Source organism: Roseibium sp. RP-7, assembly GCF_053005225.1.
The window spans coordinates 727,717-751,759 of sequence record NZ_JBRKQA010000002.1 but is presented as its reverse complement, the minus strand read 5'-3'; the positions used below and the strand labels follow the sequence as shown (position 1 = coordinate 751,759).

At 59.5% G+C, this 24,043-nt stretch carries 24 protein-coding genes; 8 read left to right on the top strand and 16 right to left on the bottom strand.

Annotated elements, in window-relative coordinates; genetic code table 11:
• Positions 1-2 precede the first annotated feature (2 nt).
• Positions 3-1,163 (bottom strand): acyl-CoA dehydrogenase family protein, encoded by a 1,161-nt coding sequence (locus tag ACVDG9_RS18180; RefSeq protein ID WP_023000392.1) that lies wholly within the window; start codon positions 1,161-1,163, stop codon positions 3-5.
• A gap of 77 nt (positions 1,164-1,240) precedes the next feature.
• Here ACVDG9_RS18180 and ACVDG9_RS18175 point away from each other — a divergent pair, with 77 nt between their 5' ends.
• On the top strand, positions 1,241-2,188 hold the full coding sequence (locus tag ACVDG9_RS18175; protein ID WP_447238625.1) for a GlxA family transcriptional regulator: 948 nt from the start codon (positions 1,241-1,243) through the stop codon (positions 2,186-2,188).
• 67 nt (positions 2,189-2,255) lie between these two features.
• Here ACVDG9_RS18175 and ACVDG9_RS18170 read toward each other — a convergent pair whose 3' ends face one another.
• Positions 2,256-2,618: a hypothetical protein gene (locus tag ACVDG9_RS18170; protein ID WP_023000394.1), complete on the bottom strand. Its 363-nt coding sequence runs from the start codon at positions 2,616-2,618 to the stop codon at positions 2,256-2,258.
• A 374-nt stretch (positions 2,619-2,992) separates the two neighbouring features.
• Here ACVDG9_RS18170 and ACVDG9_RS18165 point away from each other — a divergent pair, with 374 nt between their 5' ends.
• Entirely contained in the window at positions 2,993-3,475 is a 483-nt protein-coding gene (locus ACVDG9_RS18165; RefSeq protein ID WP_447238624.1) for an RNA polymerase sigma factor, read from the top strand.
• A gap of 33 nt (positions 3,476-3,508) precedes the next feature.
• Here the strand turns inward: ACVDG9_RS18165 and ACVDG9_RS18160 are convergent, their stop codons facing one another.
• Together ACVDG9_RS18160 and ACVDG9_RS18155 are read right to left on the bottom strand one after the other, a co-directional pair.
• Positions 3,509-3,832 (bottom strand): hypothetical protein, encoded by a 324-nt coding sequence (locus tag ACVDG9_RS18160; protein WP_447238623.1) that lies wholly within the window; start codon positions 3,830-3,832, stop codon positions 3,509-3,511.
• A 214-nt stretch (positions 3,833-4,046) separates the two neighbouring features.
• Positions 4,047-4,775 (bottom strand): LexA family protein, encoded by a 729-nt coding sequence (locus ACVDG9_RS18155; RefSeq protein ID WP_167579577.1) that lies wholly within the window; start codon positions 4,773-4,775, stop codon positions 4,047-4,049.
• 178 nt (positions 4,776-4,953) lie between these two features.
• On the opposite strand from ACVDG9_RS18155, the gene ACVDG9_RS18150 reads away from it, so the two are divergent.
• The 5 genes from ACVDG9_RS18150 to ACVDG9_RS18130 all read left to right on the top strand — a co-directional run bounded on the left by ACVDG9_RS18150 (position 4,954) and on the right by ACVDG9_RS18130 (position 7,065).
• Positions 4,954-5,301, top strand: a complete 348-nt coding sequence (locus ACVDG9_RS18150) for a hypothetical protein (protein WP_447238622.1) — start codon at positions 4,954-4,956, stop codon at positions 5,299-5,301.
• Positions 5,301-5,717: a hypothetical protein gene (locus ACVDG9_RS18145; protein WP_447238621.1), complete on the top strand. Its 417-nt coding sequence runs from the start codon at positions 5,301-5,303 to the stop codon at positions 5,715-5,717. Before ACVDG9_RS18150 ends, ACVDG9_RS18145 begins: the two co-directional genes overlap by 1 nt.
• Positions 5,718-5,872: 155 nt before the next feature.
• Complete coding sequence (locus ACVDG9_RS18140) at positions 5,873-6,037, top strand: ribosome modulation factor (RefSeq protein ID WP_023000400.1); 165 nt, start codon at positions 5,873-5,875, stop codon at positions 6,035-6,037.
• Positions 6,038-6,123: 86 nt separating this feature from the next.
• Positions 6,124-6,507, top strand: a complete 384-nt coding sequence (locus tag ACVDG9_RS18135; protein WP_075282637.1) for a DUF6362 family protein — start codon at positions 6,124-6,126, stop codon at positions 6,505-6,507.
• Between the two features lie 264 nt (positions 6,508-6,771).
• Positions 6,772-7,065: a DUF6916 family protein gene (locus tag ACVDG9_RS18130; protein WP_031269092.1), complete on the top strand. Its 294-nt coding sequence runs from the start codon at positions 6,772-6,774 to the stop codon at positions 7,063-7,065.
• Between the two features lie 57 nt (positions 7,066-7,122).
• Here ACVDG9_RS18130 and ACVDG9_RS18125 read toward each other — a convergent pair whose 3' ends face one another.
• The 5 genes from ACVDG9_RS18125 to ACVDG9_RS18105 all read right to left on the bottom strand — a co-directional run bounded on the left by ACVDG9_RS18125 (position 7,123) and on the right by ACVDG9_RS18105 (position 10,543).
• Positions 7,123-7,671: a GNAT family N-acetyltransferase gene (locus tag ACVDG9_RS18125; RefSeq protein WP_447238620.1), complete on the bottom strand. Its 549-nt coding sequence runs from the start codon at positions 7,669-7,671 to the stop codon at positions 7,123-7,125.
• Complete coding sequence (locus tag ACVDG9_RS18120) at positions 7,668-8,891, bottom strand: DUF8189 domain-containing protein (protein ID WP_447238619.1); 1,224 nt, start codon at positions 8,889-8,891, stop codon at positions 7,668-7,670. The genes ACVDG9_RS18125 and ACVDG9_RS18120 overlap by 4 nt, the downstream gene beginning before the upstream one ends.
• A 64-nt stretch (positions 8,892-8,955) precedes the next feature.
• Complete coding sequence (locus ACVDG9_RS18115) at positions 8,956-9,483, bottom strand: phage tail protein (protein WP_023000405.1); 528 nt, start codon at positions 9,481-9,483, stop codon at positions 8,956-8,958.
• 10 nt (positions 9,484-9,493) lie between these two features.
• The gene (locus ACVDG9_RS18110; RefSeq protein WP_447238618.1) at positions 9,494-10,012 is read right to left on the bottom strand and encodes a phage tail protein; all 519 of its coding nucleotides are present in this window, start codon (positions 10,010-10,012) and stop codon (positions 9,494-9,496) included.
• 18 nt (positions 10,013-10,030) lie between these two features.
• Positions 10,031-10,543, bottom strand: a complete 513-nt coding sequence (locus ACVDG9_RS18105) for a phage tail protein (RefSeq protein WP_023000407.1) — start codon at positions 10,541-10,543, stop codon at positions 10,031-10,033.
• 609 nt (positions 10,544-11,152) lie between these two features.
• On the opposite strand from ACVDG9_RS18105, the gene ACVDG9_RS18100 reads away from it, so the two are divergent.
• Positions 11,153-16,036 carry a choice-of-anchor D domain-containing protein gene (locus ACVDG9_RS18100; RefSeq protein WP_447238617.1) on the top strand — a complete coding sequence of 1,628 codons (4,884 nt, stop codon included), beginning with the start codon at positions 11,153-11,155 and terminating at the stop codon, positions 16,034-16,036.
• A gap of 55 nt (positions 16,037-16,091) precedes the next feature.
• On the opposite strand, the gene ACVDG9_RS18095 is transcribed toward ACVDG9_RS18100, so the two are convergent.
• From ACVDG9_RS18095 to ACVDG9_RS18065, 7 genes are all read right to left on the bottom strand, one after another.
• Positions 16,092-16,844, bottom strand: coding sequence for an ATP-binding cassette domain-containing protein (locus ACVDG9_RS18095; RefSeq protein ID WP_023000409.1), 753 nt, complete (start codon positions 16,842-16,844; stop codon positions 16,092-16,094).
• Positions 16,841-18,052, bottom strand: coding sequence for an alanine racemase (locus ACVDG9_RS18090; protein WP_447238616.1), 1,212 nt, complete (start codon positions 18,050-18,052; stop codon positions 16,841-16,843). The genes ACVDG9_RS18095 and ACVDG9_RS18090 overlap by 4 nt, the downstream gene beginning before the upstream one ends.
• A 14-nt stretch (positions 18,053-18,066) precedes the next feature.
• Positions 18,067-19,020 (bottom strand): ABC transporter permease, encoded by a 954-nt coding sequence (locus tag ACVDG9_RS18085; protein ID WP_031269094.1) that lies wholly within the window; start codon positions 19,018-19,020, stop codon positions 18,067-18,069.
• A gap of 67 nt (positions 19,021-19,087) precedes the next feature.
• Positions 19,088-20,155, bottom strand: a complete 1,068-nt coding sequence (locus ACVDG9_RS18080) for a substrate-binding domain-containing protein (RefSeq protein ID WP_055655587.1) — start codon at positions 20,153-20,155, stop codon at positions 19,088-19,090.
• Positions 20,156-20,292: 137 nt separating this feature from the next.
• On the bottom strand, positions 20,293-21,348 hold the full coding sequence (locus ACVDG9_RS18075; protein ID WP_077292318.1) for a substrate-binding domain-containing protein: 1,056 nt from the start codon (positions 21,346-21,348) through the stop codon (positions 20,293-20,295).
• A gap of 24 nt (positions 21,349-21,372) precedes the next feature.
• Positions 21,373-22,653, bottom strand: a complete 1,281-nt coding sequence (locus tag ACVDG9_RS18070) for a M20 family metallopeptidase (protein ID WP_447238615.1) — start codon at positions 22,651-22,653, stop codon at positions 21,373-21,375.
• A complete protein-coding gene (locus ACVDG9_RS18065) occupies positions 22,653-23,867 on the bottom strand; it encodes an ROK family transcriptional regulator (protein WP_447238614.1) in 1,215 nt (404 codons plus the stop codon). Before ACVDG9_RS18065 ends, ACVDG9_RS18070 begins: the two co-directional genes overlap by 1 nt.
• Positions 23,868-24,043: the final 176 nt, after the last annotated feature.

The window sequence follows — 24,043 nt, the reverse complement described above, 5'->3', positions numbered from 1 at the left end:
GATCAGGCTCCGAGCGGGCGGAAGATGTCGCGGCTGATGATGTGGCGCTGAATCTCGCTGGTGCCATCCCAGATCCGTTCCACGCGGGCGTCGCGCCAGAAACGTTCGATGGGGAAGTCGTCCATCAAACCCATGCCGCCGAAGATCTGCAGCGTCGTGTCGGTGACGCGCGCCAGCATTTCGGTCGCGTAAACCTTGGCACTCGCAATCTCGCGGTTGGCGGGCAAACCCTGGTCGAGACGCCAGGCTCCGGCAAGCGTCAACCAGTCGGCTGCATCGATCTCGGTGATCATGTCGGCCACCTGGAAGCTGACGCCCTGGAACTTGGCGATCGCCTGGCCGAACTGCTTGCGCTCGGCGGCATAGTTCACCGCATAGTCGAAACAGCGGCGGGCGCGGCCAACGCTCATGGTGGCAACCGTCAGACGGGTGGCATAAAGCCATTCGTTCATCACCTCGAAGCCACCGTCGACTTCGCCGAGCACCTGGCTGTCCGGCAGGCGGCAATTGTCGAAATAAAGAATGCAGTTCTTGTAGCCCCGATGGCTGACGGAGCGATAGCCGTCGCGCACCTCGAAGCCGGGTGTGCCCCGGTCGACCAGAAAACAGGTGATGCGCTTCTTGGGGCCTTTTGGTGTTTCGTCAACGCCGGTCGCCACAAACACGATGAAGAAATCCGCGTGTTCGGCGCCGGAGATGAAATGCTTGGAGCCGGAGACCACCCAGTCTCCTCCGTCGCGTACCGCCTGGCATTTCATGCCGCGCACATCCGAGCCGGCATCGGGTTCGGTCATGGCCAGCGCATCCATCTTCTCGCCGCGCACGGCCGGCAGCAGATAGCGCTCGATCTGCTCGCCCTTGCAGGCCATCAGGATGTTCTGGGGACGGCCGAAAAAGTGGTTCAGCGCCATCGATCCACGCCCCAGTTCCCGTTCCACCAGGGTGAAATCAAGATGGCTCAGGCCGGCGCCGCCCACTTCTTCCGGGAAGTTACAGGCGTAGAAGCCGAGATCGATACATTTGCGCTTGATCTCCTCGCCGAGTTCGGCGGGCACCTGGCCCGTCTTCTCGACAAGTTCCTCATGCGGGTAAATCTCGTTTTCAACGAAGGACCGGACCGTGGAGACGATCATCTCCTGTTCTTCGCTCAGCCCAAAATGCATCGGAATCTCCTCTTGCCTCAGGCCGACGAGAGTGAGACAAACGGGCTTGCTCCATTGTGCAATTTTGGTTTGAAATCATGCCGATTTCACAAAAATCGAATTCGGTTCGAAAAATCTGCGTGCTGTTGTTCGAAAGCTTTTCGAACCACTGCCTGGCGAATGCGATCGAGCCGTTTCGGGCAGCAAACACGATTGCCCGAAAGCAGCTCTATTCCTGGCAGCACGTGAGCCTTGCCGGAGGGACCGTCACGTCGTCCAGCGGTCTGCCGGTGGCGACGTCTGCCTGGTCGGAGGCAAAGCCTGGTGGCGATTATCTCTTCATCATGCCGAGCTACGGTTTCGAGGCCTTTGCAGGTCAGTCAACCGTGCGCGCCTTGAAGGCCGCAAGGCAACGGTTCGGCACGTTGGTCGGCATGGATACCGGCGCATGGCTGTTGGCGGCCGCCGGATTGCTGGAGGGACGCAAGGCAACGATCCACTGGGATGAACTGACGGGATTTGCCGAAAGATTTCCGGATGTCGATGCAGTGGAGGACCGTTTTGTGCTTGATGGCAACATCTGCACCTGCGGCGGGGCGTCGACAACGTTCGAACTGGCGCTGGAACTGATCAAGCGGCATCACAGCCCGATGTTCGCGCTCGAGGTGGCAGCCCTGTTCATGTATGGCGACAAGCTGGACATGCACGATCCGCACAAGCGCCTGTCGGCGGATGCCCTGGTGCGCAGCGCGACTGCGCTGATGCGGCGGACCATCGAGGCACCGATGCCGATTGAAGATCTTGCCCGGCAGCTGAAGGTGGACCAGCGTACCCTGGAACACCGGTTCCAGCGGGAAATGTCGATGACGCCACTGGGGGTCTACAAGGCGATCCGCCTGCGCGAGGCTCGCCGGCTTGTGGAATTGACCATGCTGGGGATTGCGGAAATTGCAGAGCGTTGCGGCTATCGCAACGCGAGTGCAATGACCCGGGCCTACCGGCAGGAATTCGGCCAGTCGCCGCGCGAGCACCGGCGACGCAGGTAGTCCCGGCCGATAAACGAGAAAGGCCGCGCTAAACGCGCGGCCCTTTCTTGGAAGGTTTGAAAAGACCTTACTTGTGCGGGAAACCGGCTTTTGCTGTACCGTTCCAGTCGCCCTGGAAAGGCAGGATATGCAGCGGCTTCTTCGCCCTGGCGCCCTGTGCCCTTGCACCGGCGACCTGCTGCTGGGCAACTGTCAGCCGCTCTTCGCCATTGTAACTGCCGACAACCGGCAGGATCAGCAGATTGCCACTGCGTGCTTCAGCCAGAGCCTTTGCATTGACGGTCTGTTGAATACGGACGGAAACAGGCTTGTCGCCATTGAGATCGCCGCGGGTGTCGTCCGGGTCGATGGCGAAGGCGTTGCCGGCCAGCGCGCCGGATACAAAGGCTGCGGTCAGCAGGGTCGACAGAATTTTCTTAGAAGTACGCATGATCTTGCTCCATGTGTCTGTTTAAACTCATGAATGACTGCAGAGCGCTGTTTGCCCCGCAGGCTGTTCATGCCGGGAACAACGACACGAATGCTGATCGGTTGCGGCGGTGGCGGTAATAACATCAACACAAAAACATGAGGCCCTGTGAGAGGGTTCAAGCCTTGCGAGGCGCGTGTTTTGACACCACGCACGCGTTCATCATGATCATTCGGCAAGCGGTGCCCGGCTCACCGACCCGTGAAAGGCGTGGGAGCCGGAGAGGCCGTTTTGCATCTGTTTTTCAAACCGCGATGACAAGGTCTTGAGCGCGCTTCTGCCAACGCCGTCACCTCTTACATCTCGTCCAGAAACGGCAGAACAGGAATGTCACGATGGCCTGCACCAAGGACGACTTCACCAGAGACCTTCAGAGCGAAATCCCGCATCTGCGCAGATACGCCCGCTCTCTTACGCGAAACCCTGAAGCCGGTGATGATCTGATGCAGACCTCGCTGGAAAAGGCGCTGCGGCATCACGCCAGCTTCCACTGCGGTACGCAGCTGCGCCGCTGGCTGTTCACGATTGCTCGCAATGCCTATCGCGACGAACGCAAATGGCTTGCCCGGCGGGGTGACCACCTGCCCATCGAGGACTGGCTTCAGGAAACCCAGGCAGCGCCCGCTCAGGAAAAGCATCTGGAGCTGGAAGATGTTGCCAGGGTCATCGCCGGACTTCGACCGGAAGACAGGGATGCTCTCGAATTGCGGGTGTTTTCGGGCCTGTCCACCGGGCAAATTGCAAAGCAGACAGGTGTGGCCGTCGGAACGGTGAAAAGCCGGCTCTCCAGGGCGCGGCACCTGCTTGCTGCCGTCTGACCACCGGCAGTCGCTTCGCCTTGTCTTTCGGCGTCAGGCCGCGACCCTGGCGGTGACACCGGCAAGCTGGGCGGTCAGACGTTCGGTTCGATAGTCTGACCAGTTTTCCGCGGTTTCCTCATCGTCTTCCCCGATCTCGGGGAAGGCGGCGGACAGGACCGCGCTGGTGATGTCGTTGCACCAGCCTTCTGCGGGATTGAATTCCAGAACCGCCTGAACCTTCTCGAGTTGCCCGGCCTGAAGATCCTCGATGTTCCTGTGCAGGCTCATGTCTGCCAGACCGGTTTCCGGCGTATAGAAGCAGTTTCCGAGTTCGCAAATCACTGAATAGAACGACATGTCGAGGTTCAAAGCCAAAAAAGCCTCCATCTAAAATACGTTGAAAGCGTATACGCAAATTGCGTACATGTCAAATCTTCGTTAATCGGCTATATGACAAAAGCGTATGACTGCCCTGAAGTGTTGGCGTCGCGTCAAGACGTGATCGGTCGCGGTAGACCGGTTGCGCGAAATGCGCGAGGGGGCGGGCCGAATTTCGGCCTGAGAAGAAGTGGAGGCGGGGTCAGCGGCGCTAGACGACCTGCCGGATGACGCTCAATACCTTGGCTATGATGCGGACTTCCGTTGCCTCTTCATCGTGCTCGTTGAAGATGACCGGCTCCTGAAAGCGCGGATCATTGGATTCCGGTTGCAGTTCTATCTGGCCGTTCCGGCGAATGATCCGCTTGGCGGTGCGTTCGATGGTATGGCCACCATCTCTGGTCCGCTCCACGACGGCAAGGTCTCCCGACTTGATCTCGATGCCAGCTTCCAGATAGTCGACGCACAGGATCAAATCGCCGCTCCAGGCGATCCGGTTGAGGCTTTCGCCATTGATTTGCAACAGATATTGGCTTTCGCTCGGAAAGCGAAGGTCTCCCGCGAAACTGGTTTTCTTGGTGGCGTCTGTCTCGAACAGTCCGGACTCCATCCAGAGGCCGGCAGCTACCTGGCCCTTGATCTCCAGAGGTGTGGCGGCTCTTGACGGTGCGCTGGAGGCATCCAGATCGGTGATGGAATCGGGGGCGAGCGCAAGAATGTCTTCCCGGGTGATCGGTTGCTCGCCCTTGCCCAGGAGGACAGGAAGAAGCTTCGCCACGAAATCCGACGGCAGTGCAGGTTTCAGGTAGTCGGCGCTGAAGTAGCGCTGGATGGAAGAGGCGTTCTGATAGCCCATGGCCCGTGCGATGGCGCGGATCGACAGGCCACTGCGGTCCTTCAGGTCCACAAGCTGGCGGGAGACTGCAGATTGTTCGTCCATATCCATTATTCGGTCACCAGGTCACGTAAGATGCATACGTGTTAGCAGTAAAAACGTACGGAGTCCAGTTGACATGCGTACGCAATAAGCGTACGAAATTTGAGTCATCAAGTGAATGCGTGGGAGTGACGATGGAAGCTCAGACAATCCTTCGACAAATGGCAGAGGAGACCGGCCGATGAGGGACCTGAAGGACGAAATTGAGGAAGCGCAGGCAAAGGTCGCGCATCTGAGGATCAGGGCGGAACGACCGAGTGCCCGGCTGGAAGACGAGTTCGCGTTGGAAAAAGCGCGCAACAGGTTGCTGACTCTGGAGTTGCGGAACCTGAAGCAGGGCAGGGACGTGCGCGGCAGTTCCAGCCCGAAGGGCAATCCGGGTGTTGTCGGGAGCAGGCAGCACATGAGGCAAGCGCCCTTCGCAAAAAGAACAAATAGTGAACATTTGCCGCGTACGGCCAGGGAAAAGGCAGAAGCGGCTTTTGCAGCGGTGCAAGGTATATCGGCGGAAAAGAAAGGTCGGGTCTGATGGCTTCGGGAGGACTGGTCGACAGGATCGCTGCCGAGTATGGCGTTCATTTCATCAGCCACACCAGACGGGTGCAAGGGCGGCACCAGTCGAAGGCCCGTAGAACTTGCCAGACCCTGCTGACGAAACACGGGGCGGAACATCTGCGCCTCGTCTTCGGTTTGATCAACACCGCCGAGAACCGGGGGAACTGGTCTGCGCCATGCTTTACTGCCGTTTCCTGGCTTGTCTTGAACAAGCCGGACTGGGTGGAGCGGCGAGGTTTTCTGGACCAGTTCGACAGGATCGATCTGGAGGTGTTGCTTGGCAGTGCAAGACATATAAACCCATCCGCTCCGACCCTTACGCTCGCCGTGCTGCTCTCCTACGAACTTGACAAACTCCTGGAAACGGGCCGGGAGGGGATCGCTGCATGAGCACTATTGTCAGTTGGTGTCGGTTGATTACACTGCGGCCGTCAATCTTCGGCTGTATTGAGTCGCTCAGGGATTGCACGCTTGGCTTGCCGCGCTCGGGGGAAGCGGCGCCGGACGGATCTTTCACCGGTATTTTGAGAGAAGGGGTTTTGAACATGAACGGTTACCTGACGAAGGCGCAGATTTTTGCCTTCGAACGCGGAGCGACCGCGTGCCGGGAAGGCAAGTCCCGTGAGGACAATCCTTATCCGCCCAAGGCCGATTATTTCGGTTTGTGGGAAGAGGGCTACCAGAAAGAGCGTGAGGGCCAGGGCAAATAACCGCCTCAGGCCTGCATCTTTGCTGCCGCGGGGCCGTTTGAGCGGCCGCGCGGTTCTGTGCCCACTACAGTTTCAAGAGAGACGATATGGAAACAAGCGTACCTGACCAGATCCTGGCCCGGTTGACGGAGGCTGTCGAAGTGATTGCGGTAACCGGAAAGGGTGACGGACCGCGGGCGGTCCTGGCAAGCTGGCCCGAATGCCAGGGCAAGATCGCCCGGCGTCGGCGCACCTACCCGCCCCGGGCGATCAGCCGGGCTGAAGAGGCGATCACCTGGTTCTCCCTGATCGAGGACCCGGATGCGCGCCGCGCCCTGCAGTTTGAAGTGATGTGCAAGGCGGGCGGCGGCAAGTTTTCCCGGATCTGCGAAAAATACGGCTGGAAACGCTCGACGGTTACCAGCCGCAACAAGGCCGTTCTGCGCCGGCTGGCGAAAAGGCTTGGTGAGGAAAGCTCCGTCGATCACTGAACGCTACGACGTCAGACCGGAGGCGGGCTGGTGCCTTGCTGATCCGGGAATTGGCTTTTGAAAGAAGATGTCATTCCTCCTGCGTTGCGCCAATGCAGGAGGAATGCACGGCTTGATTGGCGGGCTTTGCCCTTGTTCTCAAAAGGTTTGCAGCAGGTTTTGCAATCGCCCCTTTACGGTTGTTGGATGTTTGAACTACAACTTTTTAATTGCTCGTCCCCGCGTCGACGCCGGGACATTTGGACAGATGGTTTGGAGAAATTGATGACCGACTTGAAAACACTGACCCTTCACGACTTTGAAAAGCTGCTGGATCAGGTGTTCGAGGTCAGGTCGGTTCCGGCTGATATCCAGTTGTCCCTCGTGGAGGTCAAATTGATGGGCTCCGGCGAGCGGCAGGGAGGGGCTTTTTCCACGTTGTGGCAAGGTCCGCAGGAGCCTTTGCTGGAGCAATCCATCTACAGGCTCTATCGGCCGGATTTCGGCGAGCAGGACGTGTTTCTGGTTCCGGTCGCGCAGAAGGAAGCCGGCATTCAGTATGAAGCTGTGTTCACCTGATCGCGCACTGTCTGACAGGCCGGTGGCCGCCGCAGTCTGGTGGCCGGGCTCGGTACTTCAGGTTTGGCAGGGGTATTCCATGAGGTCATACACGCCCTTGTCTTCCCGCTTTTCGAAGCCGAGGCGGTGATAGAGCCGCATGGCAGGATTTTCCTTTTCGACATGAATGGAAAGCGCTTTTCCAGCGTCTCGCGCCTCTTCCATCAGGTCCTGCAAAACGGCGCTGCCAAGGCCTTGTCCTTGTACTTCGGGTATCAAGGCGATGTCGATAATCCGGTGTTCGCGGGTCCGGCGTTCCAGATAAAGCCTGCCAACAGGTCTGGCGTCTCGTTCTATCACCAGCCAGAGGGCATCAGGATAATGCTCCTGATAATGTCTGTGCTGGGCCTCGAATTGCATCGCGATAAAGGCCTGCTTTTCGGCTTCCGTCCATGGGGTGCGCGCAAGCTCGGCCTCGCGCGTCGAACGGTATAGGCTTGCCAGAAACGGAAGATCGCCCGAATGCAAGGCCCGGTAGGTGATGCCCCGGGCCGCCGCGCGTGCGCGCGGGGCCAGGGACTTGTCTGTCTGCGGCATCGGCAGATCGATCGCAAGCGCGGTCGTCATTCGGTGTTCGGCGTGACGTCCCGGGTCAGCGCGCTTACGGAAAGCGGTCCGCCCAGGGAAGTCCAGGTTGCCGACCAGTGATCAAGCGATACCTGCGGCAGGTAGGAAGCCATGCTTGACGCCGGATCGAGGGCGAAAAGGCTCAGGAGCGTATTGGCATTCGGCTGAAGTTTGAGCGTGCTGCCGCCATCCACATGGGCAATGACCCGTGGAGCCGTCCAGGAGGTTTCCACGGAACTGGTCTGGTAACTGGCGTATACCGGACTGTCGGATCCTGAGACAGTCAGCGCAACCAGATAAATTCCTCCGTTGGAGGAGTTGGAAGCGGCCATGCTGCCGACAGGCGCATCAAACGTTGCAAACAGTGCCCAGTCGGAGAAGTCGAGTGAGCTGACTTCGTCCTGGGCTTTCATGTAAATCTTGTTTCCGATGCGGGCAAAGATGTGAACGAGCGCATTGCCGTCGATGCAAAGGACAAGCTGTTCGAAGCCGGTCAGGCCACCGCTGATATCTTGCCAACCTTCCCAGCCCTCCGGCAGAAGCGGCCTGTCGGTGGACTGGAAGTTCAGATAAGGCACGCTGTCCGAATTGATGCCGGTGAGAATGATGCGGCCATCGGCATTCTGGGTTGCGGCGAGGCTTCGCAGCGCCCCGGCCATTTGTTGCCAGTCCGCCCAGGGCTGGCTCGGTGGAATTTCGACCGGCACCGTAACTTCAATTGGTGTCGTTGTGCCCGGCGGGACCACCGTGATGGTTTCCATCTGTACGGTGTTGTTGTTCTGGAAGCGCCACCAGATGGCGTTGTCCGGCGCCGAACTTGTGACGAAAATGTTCTGCCGACCGGTGACGCCGTTGATCAGCAGCGTATCATTGAAACCTGGAACGCCGGCCGGTTTGCCGAGATCAAGCGGGTCAGCAAAACGCTGTGGTGCGTTTTCGTCCCGGTTTTCCCGGATATAGGCCAGGTTTCCGGACCCGCTGTCTTGCGCAAGCAGGGCAACGTAGCCTTCCTGGGTCACGGATGCGTTGAGCCGTTCCGTGGCAAAGCTTGCATTGGTAAGTTGGGTAAAGGAGGCACTGAAAGCGCCGTTCTCAGACGTCTGATCCTTGTACTCAAGTGCCCCGTCCGGTGTGATTGCGGCAAAGAAAATCCGGAAATAGACCGGATCGGCCGTCACGTTCCCTTCAAATTCCTCGGGAACTGCTTCTTCGACTGACATGATGCGTTTCCTCTTGCTGATCTGAAGCCGGCGGCCTGGCCTGTCCGGCAACGTCCTGCATTGGTTAGCCGCGGGAGGGGTAAAGCCCCTGGAGCGCAATAATGAAGTTCAGCGTCAGATACGGCTGAACATTGTCGTGTGACTGGCTGCCGCCGGTGGCGGACAGTGTTTCCATGGCCATGTCGACCTGGTTCGTCTGAGTGTCCGTGTGGTAAAGCGAATCCAGGCCGGAGCTGGAAAAGGACGTCGATGACGAGGGGCCGGGAACGCCGCCGCTGCCACTGGTTGCTCGTGCCGTATGAGAATGTGAGGGGATCTGCGCTTCCGTCAGGGTGACGGTCGTAACACCAACCTTTTCCCCCAGTCTGCGGGATGTGAGGCCAGGGCCTCTGCCTGGATGCATCGGGGCACGGCCCTGCAGATCCGGCAGACCCATGGTGCTGCGTCCATCGCCGCCGTAGGTCGTTCCAATAAGCGAGAACAACGCCGTGTTCTGGGAGATGGGAAGGAGCTGGCCGTCACAAAAGGCCCAGCTTCGAGGAGCGAAATTGCCTGCGAAAATTCGGATTTCAGCGATAAAGGGTTCCGACATGGTTCGCCTCCTAATGCCTGCTGGGGTAAACGCCGTAGAGCGCGATGATGAAATGCACGCATATTGTCGGCATCAGGTTGGTGTGCGACCGGGAGCCGCCAGAGTTTGAAATCATGTCTTGCGCCATGGAAATGTCCTGACTGGCATCGGCGTAGAAGCTCACGCCTGCACCGGCTGCCGGAACATGCATCGCCGGCGACGTCTGGTCGGCCAGGCCGGTGTTGGCATTGAAGCCGTGCGAGTGACTGGCAAGCTGGTTGACCGTGAGCGTTTCCTTTTCCGACCCGCTTTTGGAGCCGAGCCGCCGCGGGCTGAGGCCGGGGCCGGTGCCCGCATGGAGCGGAATTCGTCCGCGCATGTCCGGCAGACCGAATGTGGTTCGGCCATCTCCGCCGTAGATGGTTCCAAGGAGTGAAAACAGGGCATCGTTTTGGGAAACTGCCAGCAGCTGACCGTCGCAGTAGGCCCAGCCGCGCGGTGCGAAATTACCCGCAAACATGCGGATTTCACCGACGAAAGGTTCAGACATTCTATGTCCTTTCGGAGATTAGTTGCGGGACGGAAACAGGCCTTGAAGGGCGATGCAGAAATTGAGCGTCAGGTAGGGCTGCATGTTGTTGTGCGCCTGCCCGCCACCTGCGTTGGTCACGGTCCCTGATCTCATCTGCGTCATCGTGCCGACTTCGTAAGGCCGATAGGCCTTGTCCGGTGCGATTTCGGATCCAAACAGGGCCATGTTGGGCGTTCTGCTGTTTCCTGCGGTGGAGACCGCTTTCACCGGGTGGGAATGTTCCGGGATTTCAGCTGCCGTAAGTGTGACGGTTTCCGCTCCCCCCTTCTGGCCGAGCTGATATCCGGCGCCCTCGTGGATCGGCGTCCGGCTGCGCAGGTCGGGCAGGGCGAATGTCGTCCGCCCATCTCCGCCATAGGTCGTGCCCAGCAGCGAATAGAGCGACTGGTTCTGATTGATCGGCAAAATCTGTCCGTCGGTAAAAGCCCAGCCGCGTGGTGCGAAATTGAAGCCGACAATCCGTATTTCGGCGAGAAATGGTTCTGACATGTTTCCTCCCGTTGCTTCCGAAGGAAGTTTCGGTCTTGCAGATGTTGTCTGGATTTCCTGCTCTTGCGAATCACAGGTTGCATGAAAGAGAAATTGGACTCAAATTACATTGCAACCTTCACATACATGTATTTCAAAATGCAATTATAAAATTTTGAAATCAGTTCCTGAATTGTTGAGTGTTCGTTACTGGAAATAGTGTTAAAGATCGCCAAATTCTGCAATTTTTAAGGGAATTATTCGCCTTAAAGAGGATGAAAATCAATTCTGACCAAATCTTTCAACCATAGTTAGAATTTGTCAGAATTGAATCCTTTTTCCTGACGCAGATGTGGTCAGTCAAAAATGTGATCGGATTTGCGCTTGAATTCTATTTAAGTTTGAGCGTAGAAGAATTTAAACCAAAGATTGTTTTGATAAAAATCACGTTATAGTTGTGTTTGGCAGCTAACAAAAACCGGGCCTTCGAGCCTTGGTTCTTTCTTTTTGGGGTGCAGCGACCGTGGTTCGCTCTGTGGTGATTTGATGATTTGTGACGTATGGGGAACCAGGCTCAGCAAAGCCGCGCGCGCAGGCGTCTTGTTGCGCTTTGTGCAGCTGGCGTTTCTGATGCTTTTTCTGGGAGCCCTGCCTGACGACGCGAAGGCGGCCTATACAGACTGTCCAAGCAATTCTGTCCCGCTCGATCCTCTCGTGTTGAACCTCACGCTGGATGAATGCACGCGGGAAAGTGGCATCGGACCTACGACGGCGGACGACGACTGGATATTGATCCAGGATCAGGGTTCTGGAAGCAGTCTCACCAATTTCGATATCAACAACGGACCAAACGACCCGGGGAATGTACTCTCGTATTCCGTTACCAATGGAACGGATACCATCAACGTAACGTCGCCTGGTATTCAGACGATCGATTGTACCACGACATGCACAATCACCGGATCCTACGGTGCTACAGGCATTAATTTCACCTATCTTGATGCCGGTTCCAGTGGCGAAGTTACTCCACCGACGACGCCTCCAACATTCACCCAGTCATTCGCCCCCAGTACGATCGTGGCAAACGGCACCTCGACCGTCACATTCACGATCAACAACTCTGCGAACGGTGTGGACGCGACATCTCTTGATTTCACCGACAACTTGCCTTCGGGAGTGACCGTCGCCTCTCCGTCGAACGCTGCCACGACGTGTACCGGTGGCACACTTACGGCGACCAGCGGATCGGGTGTAATCAGTTACACTGGCGGAACCGCTGCGGCGGGTGCGACTTGTACAGTCAGTGCCGATGTGACGTCTGCAAGTGACGGAAGTTACGTCAACACCACAGGTGATCTCACATCATCGCTGGGAAATTCCGGGACGTCATCTGCCACGCTGACGGTTGCCTCTCCTGAAATCAACGTTCAGGGCAACGGGGTAAGCATTGCCAGTGGGGACACGACCCCTTCGGCGGCAGATGATACCGAATTCGGCAGCGTCTCTGTTTCGAGCGGTACAAATCCAAATACCTTCACAATCCAGAACACGGGTAATGGAACGCTCTCACTGACCAGTGTGACGTCCTCTGATAATGCACAATTCGCTGTGTCGGGGACAACGGCCGGTTCGATACCGTCTTTGGGATCTGTAACCTTCACGGTCACCTTCGATCCGTCCGCGACGGGCTTGCAAACGTCAACGATTACGATCGTCTCGAGCGACGCGGACGAGAGTCCCTATACATTTAGGGTTCAAGGAACAGGCATTGCACCCGAGATCGACGTCCAGGGAAACGGTGTCAGTATTGCCAGCGGGGATACGTCTCCGAGTGCGGCGGATGATACCGACTTCGGGAGTGTTGCGGTTTCGAGCGGATCTGTGGCGAATACGTTCACCATCGAGAACACAGGAACCGACACGCTGACGCTTACAAGTGTAACGTCGTCGGACAACACGCAGTTCGCCATTTCCGGTACGACAAGCGGTTCGATCGCATCTTTGGGGTCTTCGACCTTTACCGTCACTTTTGATCCCAACGCCGGTGGGAACCAGACTGCGACGATCACCATCGTTTCCGATGACATCGATGAAGGGACGTACACGTTCACGGTACAGGGGACTGGTATCGCACCAGAGATCAACGTTCAGGGAAACGGGACAAGTATCGTGAGTGGCGATACGACGCCGTCCGCAGCGGATGATACCGACTTCGGCAACGTTTCGGTTGCAAGCGGATCCAACGCAAATACGTTCACGATCCAGAACACCGGAACAGATGCGCTGACGCTGACGAGCGTGACATCTTCCGACAACACGCAATTCGCATTATCCGGGACGACCAGCGGCTCGATCGCCGCCTTGGGGTCTGCAACGTTCACGGTCACTTTTGATCCCAATGCCCTGGGAACGCAGACGTCGACAATCACGATTGAATCTAACGATCCCGACGAAGGAACATACACCTTTACTGTTCAAGGCACGGGTGTGGCACCGGAGATCAACGTCCAGGGGAACGGCACGAGTATCGCCAGTGGTGATACGACGCCGTCGGCTGCGGACGACACCGACTTCGGTAGCGTTTCAGTGTCCAGCGGAACCAATGCGAATGTCTTCACGATCCAGAACACCGGTACGGACACGCTGACGCTGACGAGCGTGACATCCTCGGACAATACGCAATTTGCGGTGTCGGGCACGACGAGCGGTTCGATAGCAGCCCTGGGGTCGGTGACGTTCACGGTCACTTTTGATCCCAATGCGCTTGGAACCCAAACGTCGACGATCACGATTGACTCCAACGATGCCGACGAGGGAACCTACACATTCAGGGTACAGGGCACGGGAACGTCCACGCCGAGTTTCACGCAGTCCTTTGCTCCAGCGACCATTCTGTCAGGTGGAACCTCGACGGTTTCCTTCGTCATCAACAACTCCGCCAACGCGGTCGCCGCTACCTCGCTGGATTTCACCGACAATCTCCCCGCAGGATTGTCAGTTGCCTCGCCTGCAAACGCCTCAACCACCTGTACCGGGGGAACGATAACGGCGACGACTGGTTCTGGTGTGATTTCCTACACCGGAGGCACCGTTGCGGCCGGGGGCAGCTGTTCCTTGAGCGCGGACGTTACCGGCTCCACAGATGGTTCCTTCGCGAACACAACTGGAGACCTGACCTCCAGCCTTGGAAACTCCGGAACGTCTTCAAGCACTCTGACGGTTGCTACTCCTGAAATCGACGTGCAGCGTCCCGCAGGAAACTCTATTGCGGATAACGGAACGGATGCTCAGGGAACAGTAAACGTGGGAGACCAGCAAACACTGGTCTACACGATCGAAAACACGGGTACCGCGACGCTCACCCTGACTGGAACGCCAACCAGTGCCTCGGCAAGCAATGTTTCGGTCGATTCAATCTCCGCGCCGGGGCTCACAACGCTCGCGGGTGGTGCATCGACCACCTTCACTGTTCTCTACACGCCTAGTGCAATTGGCAATTTTTCGTTCGAACTCGATATTCTCAGCGATGACGCCGACGAACCCACGTATGACATTCTGGTGAGCGGTACTGCGATTGGCAGTCCGGAAATCGAGGTTTCATCGTCGACAGGCAATGCCGTATCGGACGGGGGGACAGACACCGTTCCCGGAATTGTCATGCCGGGAACAACGTCGACCATCACTTACACGATCACGAACACCGGGTCGGCCGTGCTCAACCTCACAACTCCAACGGTTGGTGCGAATGTTACCGGCACAAGCAACGTCACAGTCAACAGCTTCACATTGAGTTCCAACACCGTAAGCAGCGGTGGTGGAACGGCGACGCTGGCTGTGGCCTATACGCCAACAGCGCCTGGAGCGTTCGGGTTCGACTTCAACTTCGCCAATGACGATGCGGACGAAAACCCCTTCAACGTATCGGTGAGCGGGACGGCAAGCGGGGCGGCGGCGGCGCTGTCGGTCGTGTCGGGATCCGGGCAAAGTTCCGAAGTCGGAACCCGGTTCGAGGCAGTTCTCGTCGCGAGAGCGACAGACGTCAACAACAACGCTGCTGCAGGTGTCAGCGTAACATTCACTGCACCGGCCGGTGGCGCGTCACTGACATTTGCGAGCACGGGCACCAACACAGAAACGGTGACCACCGCTGCGGACGGAACGGCGACCAGTTCCGTCATGACCGCAAACGCGGTTGCCTCGTCCTATAACGGCGGTGGTGCTCTCACGCCATATTCGGTGACGGCGAGTGCCACGGGGCTGAGCAGCGTCAGCTTCTCTCTCACCAATGACCGGGATGCATCGGCCGATATCCAGAAAACGAAGGAAGTGATTGCCTCCTTCGTGACAAGCCGGGCCAATGCAATCGTGTCCGGACAGCCTGATATCGTCTCGCGCCTGACCAGCGGCCCCTTTGGGCGGCAGCGTGGGCGCAACGGGTTCAATTTCGACGTTACGCCTACCTCGCAGTCCGGAAACTTCCAGTTCTCCCTGCGCGCCTTTGCCAATTCTCTTCAACAAGGTGGTGGCACAGGAAACAGTGCGGCAATGGCAGGAGCCGGGAGCGGCGTTCGCGCGGCAAATGCCGAGCCGGAACGGTACGCGGTCTTCGACAATTTCACCTCCTCCGGCACGATGAGTTACACGGCCGTCGGTCCGCAGGTGATGCAGGATGATACCCTCGCGATCCTGAGCGGCACCAACGGAGATGCACCTTCAGGCGGCGAGGGCAGTGCCGAGTGGCAGTCGGGATGGGACTTCTGGGCCCAGGGAACGTATGCAATTACCGACAACAACAGCAGCAACAGCAAGACCGGGCTGTTTTTTGCCGGGGTCGACTATCGCTACAAGGACCGGGCCGTCCTGGGCTTGTTGGGGCAGCTCGACCTGACCGAGGAAAGAAACGGTGCCGCAGATACCTCCGCCGACGGCGTCGGCTGGATGGCTGGCCCTTATGCTGTTCTCCGGGTTCATCAGAATTTCTATCTGGATGGTCTGGCGACGTATGGCCAGTCCTACAACACCGTGAACGCGCTTGGGCTTTTCGAAGATGATTTCAAAACGCAGCGGTTTCTGTTGCAGGGTGGTTTGACAGGCGACTTCAAGCTCAGTGAAACGACCAGGGTCAGTCCATTTGCCCGCATCACCTATTACTACGAAGAACAGGAAAGCTACACGGACACATTGGGGCGGCTGATCCCGTCGCAGGATTTCGATCTGGGGCGGCTCGAGTTCGGACCAAAGGTCTCCTGGGACCTGCAGTTGAACGAGCTGTTGTTCTCGCCGTTCCTGTCGCTCTCCGGGATCTACGACTTCAACAAGTTGCAGGACGATACCCCGACGGATGCGACGCTTGCCTCTTCCGATGAAGATCTGCGGGCACGTGTGGAAGCCGGTGCGGGCCTGCTGGTGCCTGGCCGTAACATCCAGATTTCCGGGGAGGGCTTTTACGACGGGATCGGGACGTCCGACTTCCGCTCGTATGGTGCGACGCTTAACGTCACCATTCCGTTCTGATGTGAACAGACCAGCCTCCGGCAGTTGCCGGAGGCTGATTGTTCTGGCTGAAGGTTCAGGCTGCCTGGCCGGAAACGCCGGTAATCATGGAGACGATTTCGTTCTTGTCTGTCTCGCTGGTCTTGCGAACGCCGATCTGCTGACCACGGCGCAGGACGCAGATGCGGTCGGAGAGGCGGAAGACCTGATCCAGACTGTGGCTGATGATCAGGATGGCGAGGTTCTTTTCCTTCAGCGATGCGACCAGCTGTTCGACCTTGGCCGTTTCCGCGACGCCCAGGGCCGCCGTCGGTTCGTCCAGCAGAACCAGCTTGCTGGCCCAGTGGGTGGCCCGCGCAATGGCTATGCCCTGGCGCTGGCCGCCACTGAGATCTCGAATGACAGAGCCGGCGGAGGGGATGCGGACATCGAGTTCGTCGACCAGTTCCTGGCATTCCCGGCGCATGCGCTTCTTGTCGAGCAGCCCGAACGGCGGCTTGGTCAGTTCGCGGCCGAGGAACATGTTCATGTAGACCGGCTGCTGGTCGGCAAGGGCAAGGTCCTGGTAGACGACCTCGATGCCGAGACTGCGGGCCGAGCTGGCGTCGGAGAAGGATGCCGGCGTGCCATCCAGCAGGATGTCACCCGAGGTTGGCTTATGGACACCGGAGATGATCTTGACCAGCGTCGACTTGCCGGCGCCGTTGTCGCCGACAAGAGCAACGATCTCTCCCGCGTGAAGGTCGAGTGAGAAGTTCTCGATGGCGACCACGCCACCGAACGCCTTGTGGATGTTCTTCAGGGACAGAACGGGATTGTCGGCGGTCATTGCTGGAACGCTCCCGGCCAGGAGACGGCATCTCCGAAGCCATTTTCGATTGTGGTGACGGCAGGCGTGCCAGCGCTGACACCGGAAATGCCGACGACAAGCGCCCGTGTGACGAAGGCCTGACCGCGGAAGCCGAAGACCACCGTGTCACCGGCGCGCACGGGTTTGGGCGAGGTGGCGTCGATCATCGCGTAATAGTCGATCGCGGAATAGTCGGGTATTTCGACTTCAAGCAGATCAGACTGGCGGGAAGTCGGCTCCGAGGAGACGAGGGCTTTGACCGGGTACTTCGGGAAGACCGGATCGATGTAGAGGCCACCACCGAAGCAGTAGGCCTTGCCACCGTGGTGGTGGGAGACTTCCGAGAGATAGAGCACGGCAGGATCTTCCGGCAGGTCTTCCACTGCATGAAGAGGTGTCGTGCCGTGGAGACCGTTGCCCGGTTCGCACTGGGTGGCACCGGCTTCGGCAAGGGCGCCGAGCACTGCGGAGGACGTGGTGCCAGGAGCGTTGATCTCGATACGGCCGCGACCTGCGCTTGCCAGTGCTTCGGCGGCACGGGCGAGGGTCGACAGGTTTGGTGTCGGTTTGACCTTGCGCGTTTCCAGATCGAAAAGCAGGGCGGGGAAGGTCGTGATGCCGGCAAAGGCTCCACCTTCCAGGGCGTCAAGCTGCTCTGCTACGGCGACGATGTCTTGCGCGTCAAAGCCGCCTTCATGGCCACGATAGAACGTGTCGCCCTCTGTCTGGATCCGGGCGAGAAGATTCTGTGTCCTGCCGGCGGCTTTGGCGGCAGCGGCGGCTTCCTGTGCTTTCTCAGCCGAGAAGACCGTCCAGTAATCCGGTTGCAGTTTCGCAGCGGCAAAAGCGGCTTCCTGCCTCGGAACCTGGACCAGGTGGCCGAGATGCCCGGTCTTGAGGCCGGCCCGGTCGCAGGCGAGGGCGCAGGCCATGTCGACCGCAACGGATCTTTCGATGCCGCCGCGCATGACCGCCTGGCAGAAACCGGAATGGCGTCCGACCTGTTTGGTCATGGCGAAGGTTTTCAGGCCGTGCTTGTCGGCCTCGCCCTTGAAAAGGCGAGCGTTGCGTTCGACCGCGTCCAGATCGAGAACATAGGCATTGGCAGGGATCTTGCCGGCCTGATGCAGCGCCATGGCGGCTTCGATGAAGGCCGGATTGCGGCGCATGAGAACGTCGAGAAACATCGTGGTCCTCCAGATTACCGGCTGGTGTCGCGCAAGGAGACGGCGACTGCGACGAGAATGATGAGACCGCGGACGATCATCTGGTCGGAGACATCAAGCCCCATCAGGATCAGTCCGTTGTTGAGCATGCCCATCAGCAGCGAGCCGAGCAGCGCTCCGATGACGGAGCCCTTGCCGCCGTTGAGGGCGGTGCCCCCGACGATGACGGCTGCGATGACCGTCATCAGGTCGCTTTCGCCGAGCGTGTATTTGGCAGCCTGAAGGCGGCCGGCGTAGAGCAGGCCGGCAAGCCCGGCCATGGCGCCGCACAGCGTCAGCACGCTGAGGCGGATGCGCGGAACCTTGATGCCGGAAACCTGGGCGGCGCGGGGATTGTCGCCCGTTGCCACCACATGGGCGCCAAAGCGGGTGTTGCGGTAGACGATATGGCCGATGACGACGGCAGCGATGGTCCAGATGACCAGTGAGGGGATGGAAAACAGGCTGCCGGAGCCGAAGATGCCTGCGAAGGTGTCATTCAGCACCGGGATCGAGCGCAGGTCCGTCATGGAGCGGGCGATACCGGCGAAGAGGCCCATGGTGGCCAGCGTCACCAGGAAGGACGGCAGGCGCAGATAGGCGACAAGGACGCCGTTCATGGCGCCGATCAAGGCACCGGCGCCGATGCCGGCGATGACGCCGACGACCAGCGGGTAGCTTTGCAGGGCAAGCGCTGCGGCGAGCGCCGAGACGGCAACGACTGAGCCGAAGCTGAGGTCGATTTCCCCGGCGGACAGCGCGAAGACCAGACCGATGGCCATGATCGTTGCCGGTGCGGTCTGCAGAACGATGTTGGTCAGGTTGCGGGGCGACAGGAAGCCGACGTCGTGAAGGGTGAGAGCAAAGAAAAGAAAGATTCCGAGAAACCCGAAATAGATCACGCCTTGCTTGTAATCGAGTTGTCTTAGTCTCGAAACCGCCTGGGTCATGGATTGCCTCAAGTTCGAAGAGGTAGGTGACGGCAGGCCGCAAGGCGCGGCCTGCACGGAAAGGGATTTACTTGGCTGCTTCGGCAACGCTTTCGGGCGGATCCATCTTCATGGACTTGTTCCAGCCTTCGGTGACATTATCCGTGCCAACCGTGATGGCGTCGACCACCAGGAACGGATCGACGGACTTGCCGAGAAGGCTGGCCGCAGCGGATCGGGCCGCGTAGACGCCGATGCTGTAGGCTTCGTCCGCGATGATTGCCGCGGTGTTGCCACCCTTCAGCATGTCGAGGGCAACCGGCTCGTTGAGGTCGATGGTGACCACCCTGGTGGTGTCGTTGCCCTGCTGGCGCAGAACCGAGAGGACACCAAGGGCTGGTTCCGCCCACGGCGTATAGATGCCGCCGAGATCCGGGTTCCGCGACAACATCGCCCGGGCGATGTCTTCGGCGTTTGCGGGATCGGTCATGCCGGACTCGATGGCGATTTCCATGTTCGGAAACTCGTTTTCGATGGTCCACTTGAACGCCTGGTCACGCTGGTTGGTGACCGGGAAATCCGCATCGTGGAACATGTAGCCGACGGTACCCGTCTCGCCCATGGACGCAGCGAGTGCCCGGGCGGCCTTTTCGCCGATCTGAACCAGGTCGGCGGAGACGACGGTGACATAGTCCTTGCCATGGGTGAAGCCGTCGACGGCGTTGTCGACGAAGACAAGCTTCACGCCGGCATCGCGGGCAATGCCGTAAACGGTCTGTGCTGTGGTCGGGTCGATCGGCAGGGATACGATGATCGACGGCTGGTTGGCCATGATCGTCTCGACGTCGGACTTCTGGCGGGCAGAGTCAAAGCCGGCGTCGGTCTCGGCAACGACCTTGATGCCGAGCCGTTCGAACTCGTCCTTGGCGCCGCGTGCGACCGCGTTGGACCAGTCGTAGAGCTCGTGCCAGGCAAAGGCGGCCGTATAATTGCCTTCGGCCACTTTCGCGACTTCGGCATCGGTCAGCTCGAGCGTTGCGACCGGGGTCGGGGCTTCGCCCTTCGGGCCAACCGTTTGCGGGCGGTCAGCAGCCGAGGCCAAGGCGGTCATGCCGACCAGCAGTGTCGACGCCAGGAGTGTCTGTAACTTGAACATGCGACTTCTCCGTAAGGTTCGGTATTAACCGTCGGAAAGACGGTGTTGCTTCTCGGAGGTCCGTGCGGGTTTTTAGAGTTGTTGTGAGGACCTGTTGGCCGGCAGGCTGTGATGGGGCAGCCTGCCGGAATGCCGGGTCAATTCGCGGAGGTAACGCTTGCCGGCGGGTCGATGTTGAGGGATTTCTTCCAGCCCTCGGCAACGTTGTCTGCAGTCACGGTGATGGCCGGTGCCGCGATGAAGGGCGGAACGTCCTTGTCGACGAGGCGCAGGGCTGCGGCAGCTGCCATGGCGCGGCCGAGTTCATAGGCTTCGTCCGCAACAATGGCTGCGACGTTGCCGCCGCGGACCATGTCGAGAGCTACCGGCTCGGACAGATCGAGCGTGACGATCTTGGTGTCCTTGTTGCCGTTGGCACGCAAAGCTGCGAGCACACCTTCGGCCGGGCCGGCCCAGGTCACATAGATGCCGCCGAGATCCGGGTTCTTGAGCAGCATGGCGTTGGCGATTTCCTCAGCGCGAGCCGGGTCGCTGATGCCTTGTTCCGCAACGATCTTGATGTCCGGATAGTCGTTTTCGATGGTCGACTTGAAGGCGTTGTCACGCTGGTTGGTCACGTAATAGTCGGCGTCGTGGAAAATCCAGCCGACGGTGCCCTTGCCGCCCATGGCGCTGGCGAGCGCGTCGGCAGCCTGTTTGCCCATCTGGTAGAGATCGTCGGTCACGATGGCCGCATAGTCGCGCGGGTGCTCATAATCGGCGGGCAGGTTGGACAGGAAAACCAGGGAAACACCGGCATCGCGGGCTTCCTTGAAGGCGGCGGCGGATGTGACCGGGTCAAGCGGTAGCGACAGGATGATGTTGGGTTCCTTGGCCATGGCCGTTTCAACGTCGCTGCGCTGCTTGGCGGCATCAAAGCCGGCGCTGGTGGTTGCGACAACCTCGATGCCGAGGCGCTTGAACTCGTCCGTTGCACCGGCTGAAACCGCGTTCACGAAATCGGATTGGTCGTGCCAGAGCAGGGCGGCCTTGTATTTTGCGTCCTTGATGGCGGCGACGGCATCGTCGGGAACCGTCACCTCGGCGGAAAGCGTTGCCGCTTCGCCCTTGGGGCCGACCGTCTGGGCCATGGCAGAGACGGACATCAGCCCGAGAAGGGCGGATGTCGCCAGATGTTTGACTAGCAGTTTCATTTCTAACCCTCTGTTATGTTTGGTTCAGTCTGCTTCTTCTTCCAGGCCGCAATAGTCGGCCACGAACAGCGCGAAAGCCCTGACGGCTGCCAGATAGCTTTCCACCTCGATGCGCTCTTCGAATGTGTGTGCGACGCTGATGTCCCCAGGTGCGCAGTAGACCGCGGGACACCCGATCTCGTTGACAAGAAAGGGAGATTCCGACCAGTAAGGTGCACCGCCGATGGCGCCGCCGGAAAGGTTCTGGCCGTTCGTGGCAACCTCGACGCAGCGGGACAGCTGCAGGGCGGCGGGGGTTTCGCGGGAGATCTCGACGGGTGAGCCGCCGAAGCGGTGATCACGGCCGGCGGGGTACGCAATCCCGATGCCGATGCCGTCGGCCACTGGCGCCGACCGGACGACCGCTTCAAAGGCGGCGACCGCCTCATCCAGGTTCTCGCCGGGGCGGAGCTTGCGGATCAGGGAGAGCTTGCACTCGCCCGGAACGGCAATATAGCCGCCGCCATTGATATGCGTGACGAGGATGGAGGAAGCGCCGACCAGATCGTGCTTCGGTCCTGCTGCCAGTTCCGCCTCATGTTGCCAGAGGTTGCCCAGAATTGCGTGGGTTGCCTTCAGGGCATCGACGCCGAGCTCCGGCGTGCCGAAATAGGCGGATTTGCCGGTTATGGTGATCTCGGCAATGAAGAAGCCGATCTGGGCCGTATAGACATCCAGCCTGGTCGGTTCGACATAGACCGCGAAATCCGGCTTTGCGATGGTGCCGTCCTTGACCCTTTTGACAAGATCGTGAGCGCCGGCGCTGACGCCGGTGCCCGGTTCGCCGCTTTCCTCATCGCCGATGAAAGCGAAGGAGAGGCCGCCGGCGGGACGGTAGCCTGCCTTCTGCAAGAGCCTGAGGCCGCCAAGTGCGGCGCAGATGCCGCCCTTGAGATCGCAGGCGCCACGGCCCCAGATCTCACCGTCTATCAAGGCACCGCCGAAGGGGCTTTCCTGCGGCTTGCCCTGCCAGGCTTCCTGCCAGCCGCGCACATGCACGGTGTCGGTGTGGCCGACGAAGAGGAGGTGGGGGGTATCGTGACCGGTGACCGGCTGGTGCTGGCCCCAGACGTTGAGGCGGCCGGGCAGGAATTCGCCGGAGCCGGTTTCAAGACCGAGCGTTTCCATTTGCGATTTCAGGAAGGTGGCAAAGCCGGTTTCGTTGCCGGTGACGCTGTCAATCGACAGAGCCCCGCGAAGCAGGTCGATATCGGCGTCCCGGTCCTGCGTGGCCAGCAGCTTTTCATGCAGGTTTGAGGAAACCATCAGGCCGCTCCCTTCTTGAAGGTTTCGATGGACGGCGGCGGAACGGCGATTTCAACGCCCTTGAGGCCTTCGGTGAACAGCGACAGGTGCAGACGGGAGAGGGCGACGGAGGCACCGCCGGCAAGGGCTGCGTGATTGCCGAGCGTCGACTTCTCGATCAGCACCGGGCGCGGAAAGCATCTGGAAATGAATTTGCGGACATTGACGAAGAGCTCGTCCCGCGTGCCGATGGAACCGCCGATGACGATGCAGGACGGGTCCATGACCGCTGCCAGCGCTGCCATGACGCGGGCAACCTGGCGGGCGATTTCTTCCAGTGTTTCAGTGGCGGCAGTGTCGCCTGTGTTTGCGGCGTCGAAGATGTCCGGCACGTCCAGCGTCTTGCCGGTCTTGCTTTTATAGAGATCGGTGATGGCGTGGGTGGCGGCGACACGTTCCAGGGCACCGACTTCCAGGCTTTCCGGTTCGAACGGATCAGCGCCGAAGGGCAGGTAGCCGATTTCACCGGCAGCGCCGTTCATGCCCCGGTGGAGCTGGCCGCCGATGACGATGCCCGCACCGATACCGGTGCCGATGGAGACGTAGATCAGGTCGTCCTTGTCGCCGCGTTTGGTGAGCCAGTGTTCACCCAGGGCAGCAAGGTTGACGTCGTTTTCGATAAAGACCTCAATGCCGAGGATCTCGCGCCAGAGACCAGGGGCGTCGATGTCGCCGATGCCGGGGATGTTCGGGGCCATGCGGATGTGGCCGGTAGCCGGGTCCGGAGCGCCTGGTACGCCAATGACGGCGACACGAGGCAGCTTGAGCGAGGGGCTGGCTTCGGTCGCTGCCCGGCGGATGAGGTCCGCGACCTGATTGACGACGGCAATGCCGCCCTGCCTGTCGGTCGGCTCCACCAGCTCCGAGACGACGGCCCCGGTCAGGTTGCAGATGGCAACACGGATCTTGGTGCCGCCGAGATCGACGCTGGCAACGGATGCCGCATCCGGCACGATTTCATAAACCACGGCACGGCGGCCGATGTGGCCTTCGGTCTGGCCAACCGTGCGCACCCAGCCTTCTTCTTCCAGATTGCCGACGATTTCCGAAACCGTCTGTTTCGACAGGCCGGTGATCTTGGAGACGCTCGCCCGGGAGATCGGGCTGTAGCTGGCAATCGCCTGGACGATGGCACTCAAGGACATGCGTCTGGAGATGTTCGAGGGGTCTGCCAAGGCTACGCTCCATTAGTTCGTTCTGTCACCGAACTAATTAGATTTTGAGACACGAGTCAAGCGGTGCATTGAAAAATCGGGAGAGATTGAAAGCAGGTTGAGGGGGCGGCGAGAGAAAAATGATGTCTGAGCAATCGAAAAGACAAGCGCGTGAAGGCAGTTGCGGGTGGGGCGGC

Coding starts and splice junctions, on each gene's coding strand:
- ACVDG9_RS18180 (WP_023000392.1), bottom strand. CDS start 1,163: ATGCATTTTGGGCTGAGCGAAGAACAGGAGATGATCGTCTCCACGGTC.
- ACVDG9_RS18175 (WP_447238625.1), top strand. CDS start 1,241: ATGCCGATTTCACAAAAATCGAATTCGGTTCGAAAAATCTGCGTGCTG.
- ACVDG9_RS18170 (WP_023000394.1), bottom strand. CDS start 2,618: ATGCGTACTTCTAAGAAAATTCTGTCGACCCTGCTGACCGCAGCCTTT.
- ACVDG9_RS18165 (WP_447238624.1), top strand. CDS start 2,993: ATGGCCTGCACCAAGGACGACTTCACCAGAGACCTTCAGAGCGAAATC.
- ACVDG9_RS18155 (WP_167579577.1), bottom strand. CDS start 4,775: ATGGACGAACAATCTGCAGTCTCCCGCCAGCTTGTGGACCTGAAGGAC.
- ACVDG9_RS18150 (WP_447238622.1), top strand. CDS start 4,954: ATGAGGGACCTGAAGGACGAAATTGAGGAAGCGCAGGCAAAGGTCGCG.
- ACVDG9_RS18145 (WP_447238621.1), top strand. CDS start 5,301: ATGGCTTCGGGAGGACTGGTCGACAGGATCGCTGCCGAGTATGGCGTT.
- ACVDG9_RS18140 (WP_023000400.1), top strand. CDS start 5,873: ATGAACGGTTACCTGACGAAGGCGCAGATTTTTGCCTTCGAACGCGGA.
- ACVDG9_RS18135 (WP_075282637.1), top strand. CDS start 6,124: ATGGAAACAAGCGTACCTGACCAGATCCTGGCCCGGTTGACGGAGGCT.
- ACVDG9_RS18130 (WP_031269092.1), top strand. CDS start 6,772: ATGACCGACTTGAAAACACTGACCCTTCACGACTTTGAAAAGCTGCTG.
- ACVDG9_RS18125 (WP_447238620.1), bottom strand. CDS start 7,671: ATGACGACCGCGCTTGCGATCGATCTGCCGATGCCGCAGACAGACAAG.
- ACVDG9_RS18120 (WP_447238619.1), bottom strand. CDS start 8,891: ATGTCAGTCGAAGAAGCAGTTCCCGAGGAATTTGAAGGGAACGTGACG.
- ACVDG9_RS18115 (WP_023000405.1), bottom strand. CDS start 9,483: ATGTCGGAACCCTTTATCGCTGAAATCCGAATTTTCGCAGGCAATTTC.
- ACVDG9_RS18110 (WP_447238618.1), bottom strand. CDS start 10,012: ATGTCTGAACCTTTCGTCGGTGAAATCCGCATGTTTGCGGGTAATTTC.
- ACVDG9_RS18105 (WP_023000407.1), bottom strand. CDS start 10,543: ATGTCAGAACCATTTCTCGCCGAAATACGGATTGTCGGCTTCAATTTC.
- ACVDG9_RS18100 (WP_447238617.1), top strand. CDS start 11,153: ATGCTTTTTCTGGGAGCCCTGCCTGACGACGCGAAGGCGGCCTATACA.
- ACVDG9_RS18095 (WP_023000409.1), bottom strand. CDS start 16,844: ATGACCGCCGACAATCCCGTTCTGTCCCTGAAGAACATCCACAAGGCG.
- ACVDG9_RS18090 (WP_447238616.1), bottom strand. CDS start 18,052: ATGTTTCTCGACGTTCTCATGCGCCGCAATCCGGCCTTCATCGAAGCC.
- ACVDG9_RS18085 (WP_031269094.1), bottom strand. CDS start 19,020: ATGACCCAGGCGGTTTCGAGACTAAGACAACTCGATTACAAGCAAGGC.
- ACVDG9_RS18080 (WP_055655587.1), bottom strand. CDS start 20,155: ATGTTCAAGTTACAGACACTCCTGGCGTCGACACTGCTGGTCGGCATG.
- ACVDG9_RS18075 (WP_077292318.1), bottom strand. CDS start 21,348: ATGAAACTGCTAGTCAAACATCTGGCGACATCCGCCCTTCTCGGGCTG.
- ACVDG9_RS18070 (WP_447238615.1), bottom strand. CDS start 22,653: ATGGTTTCCTCAAACCTGCATGAAAAGCTGCTGGCCACGCAGGACCGG.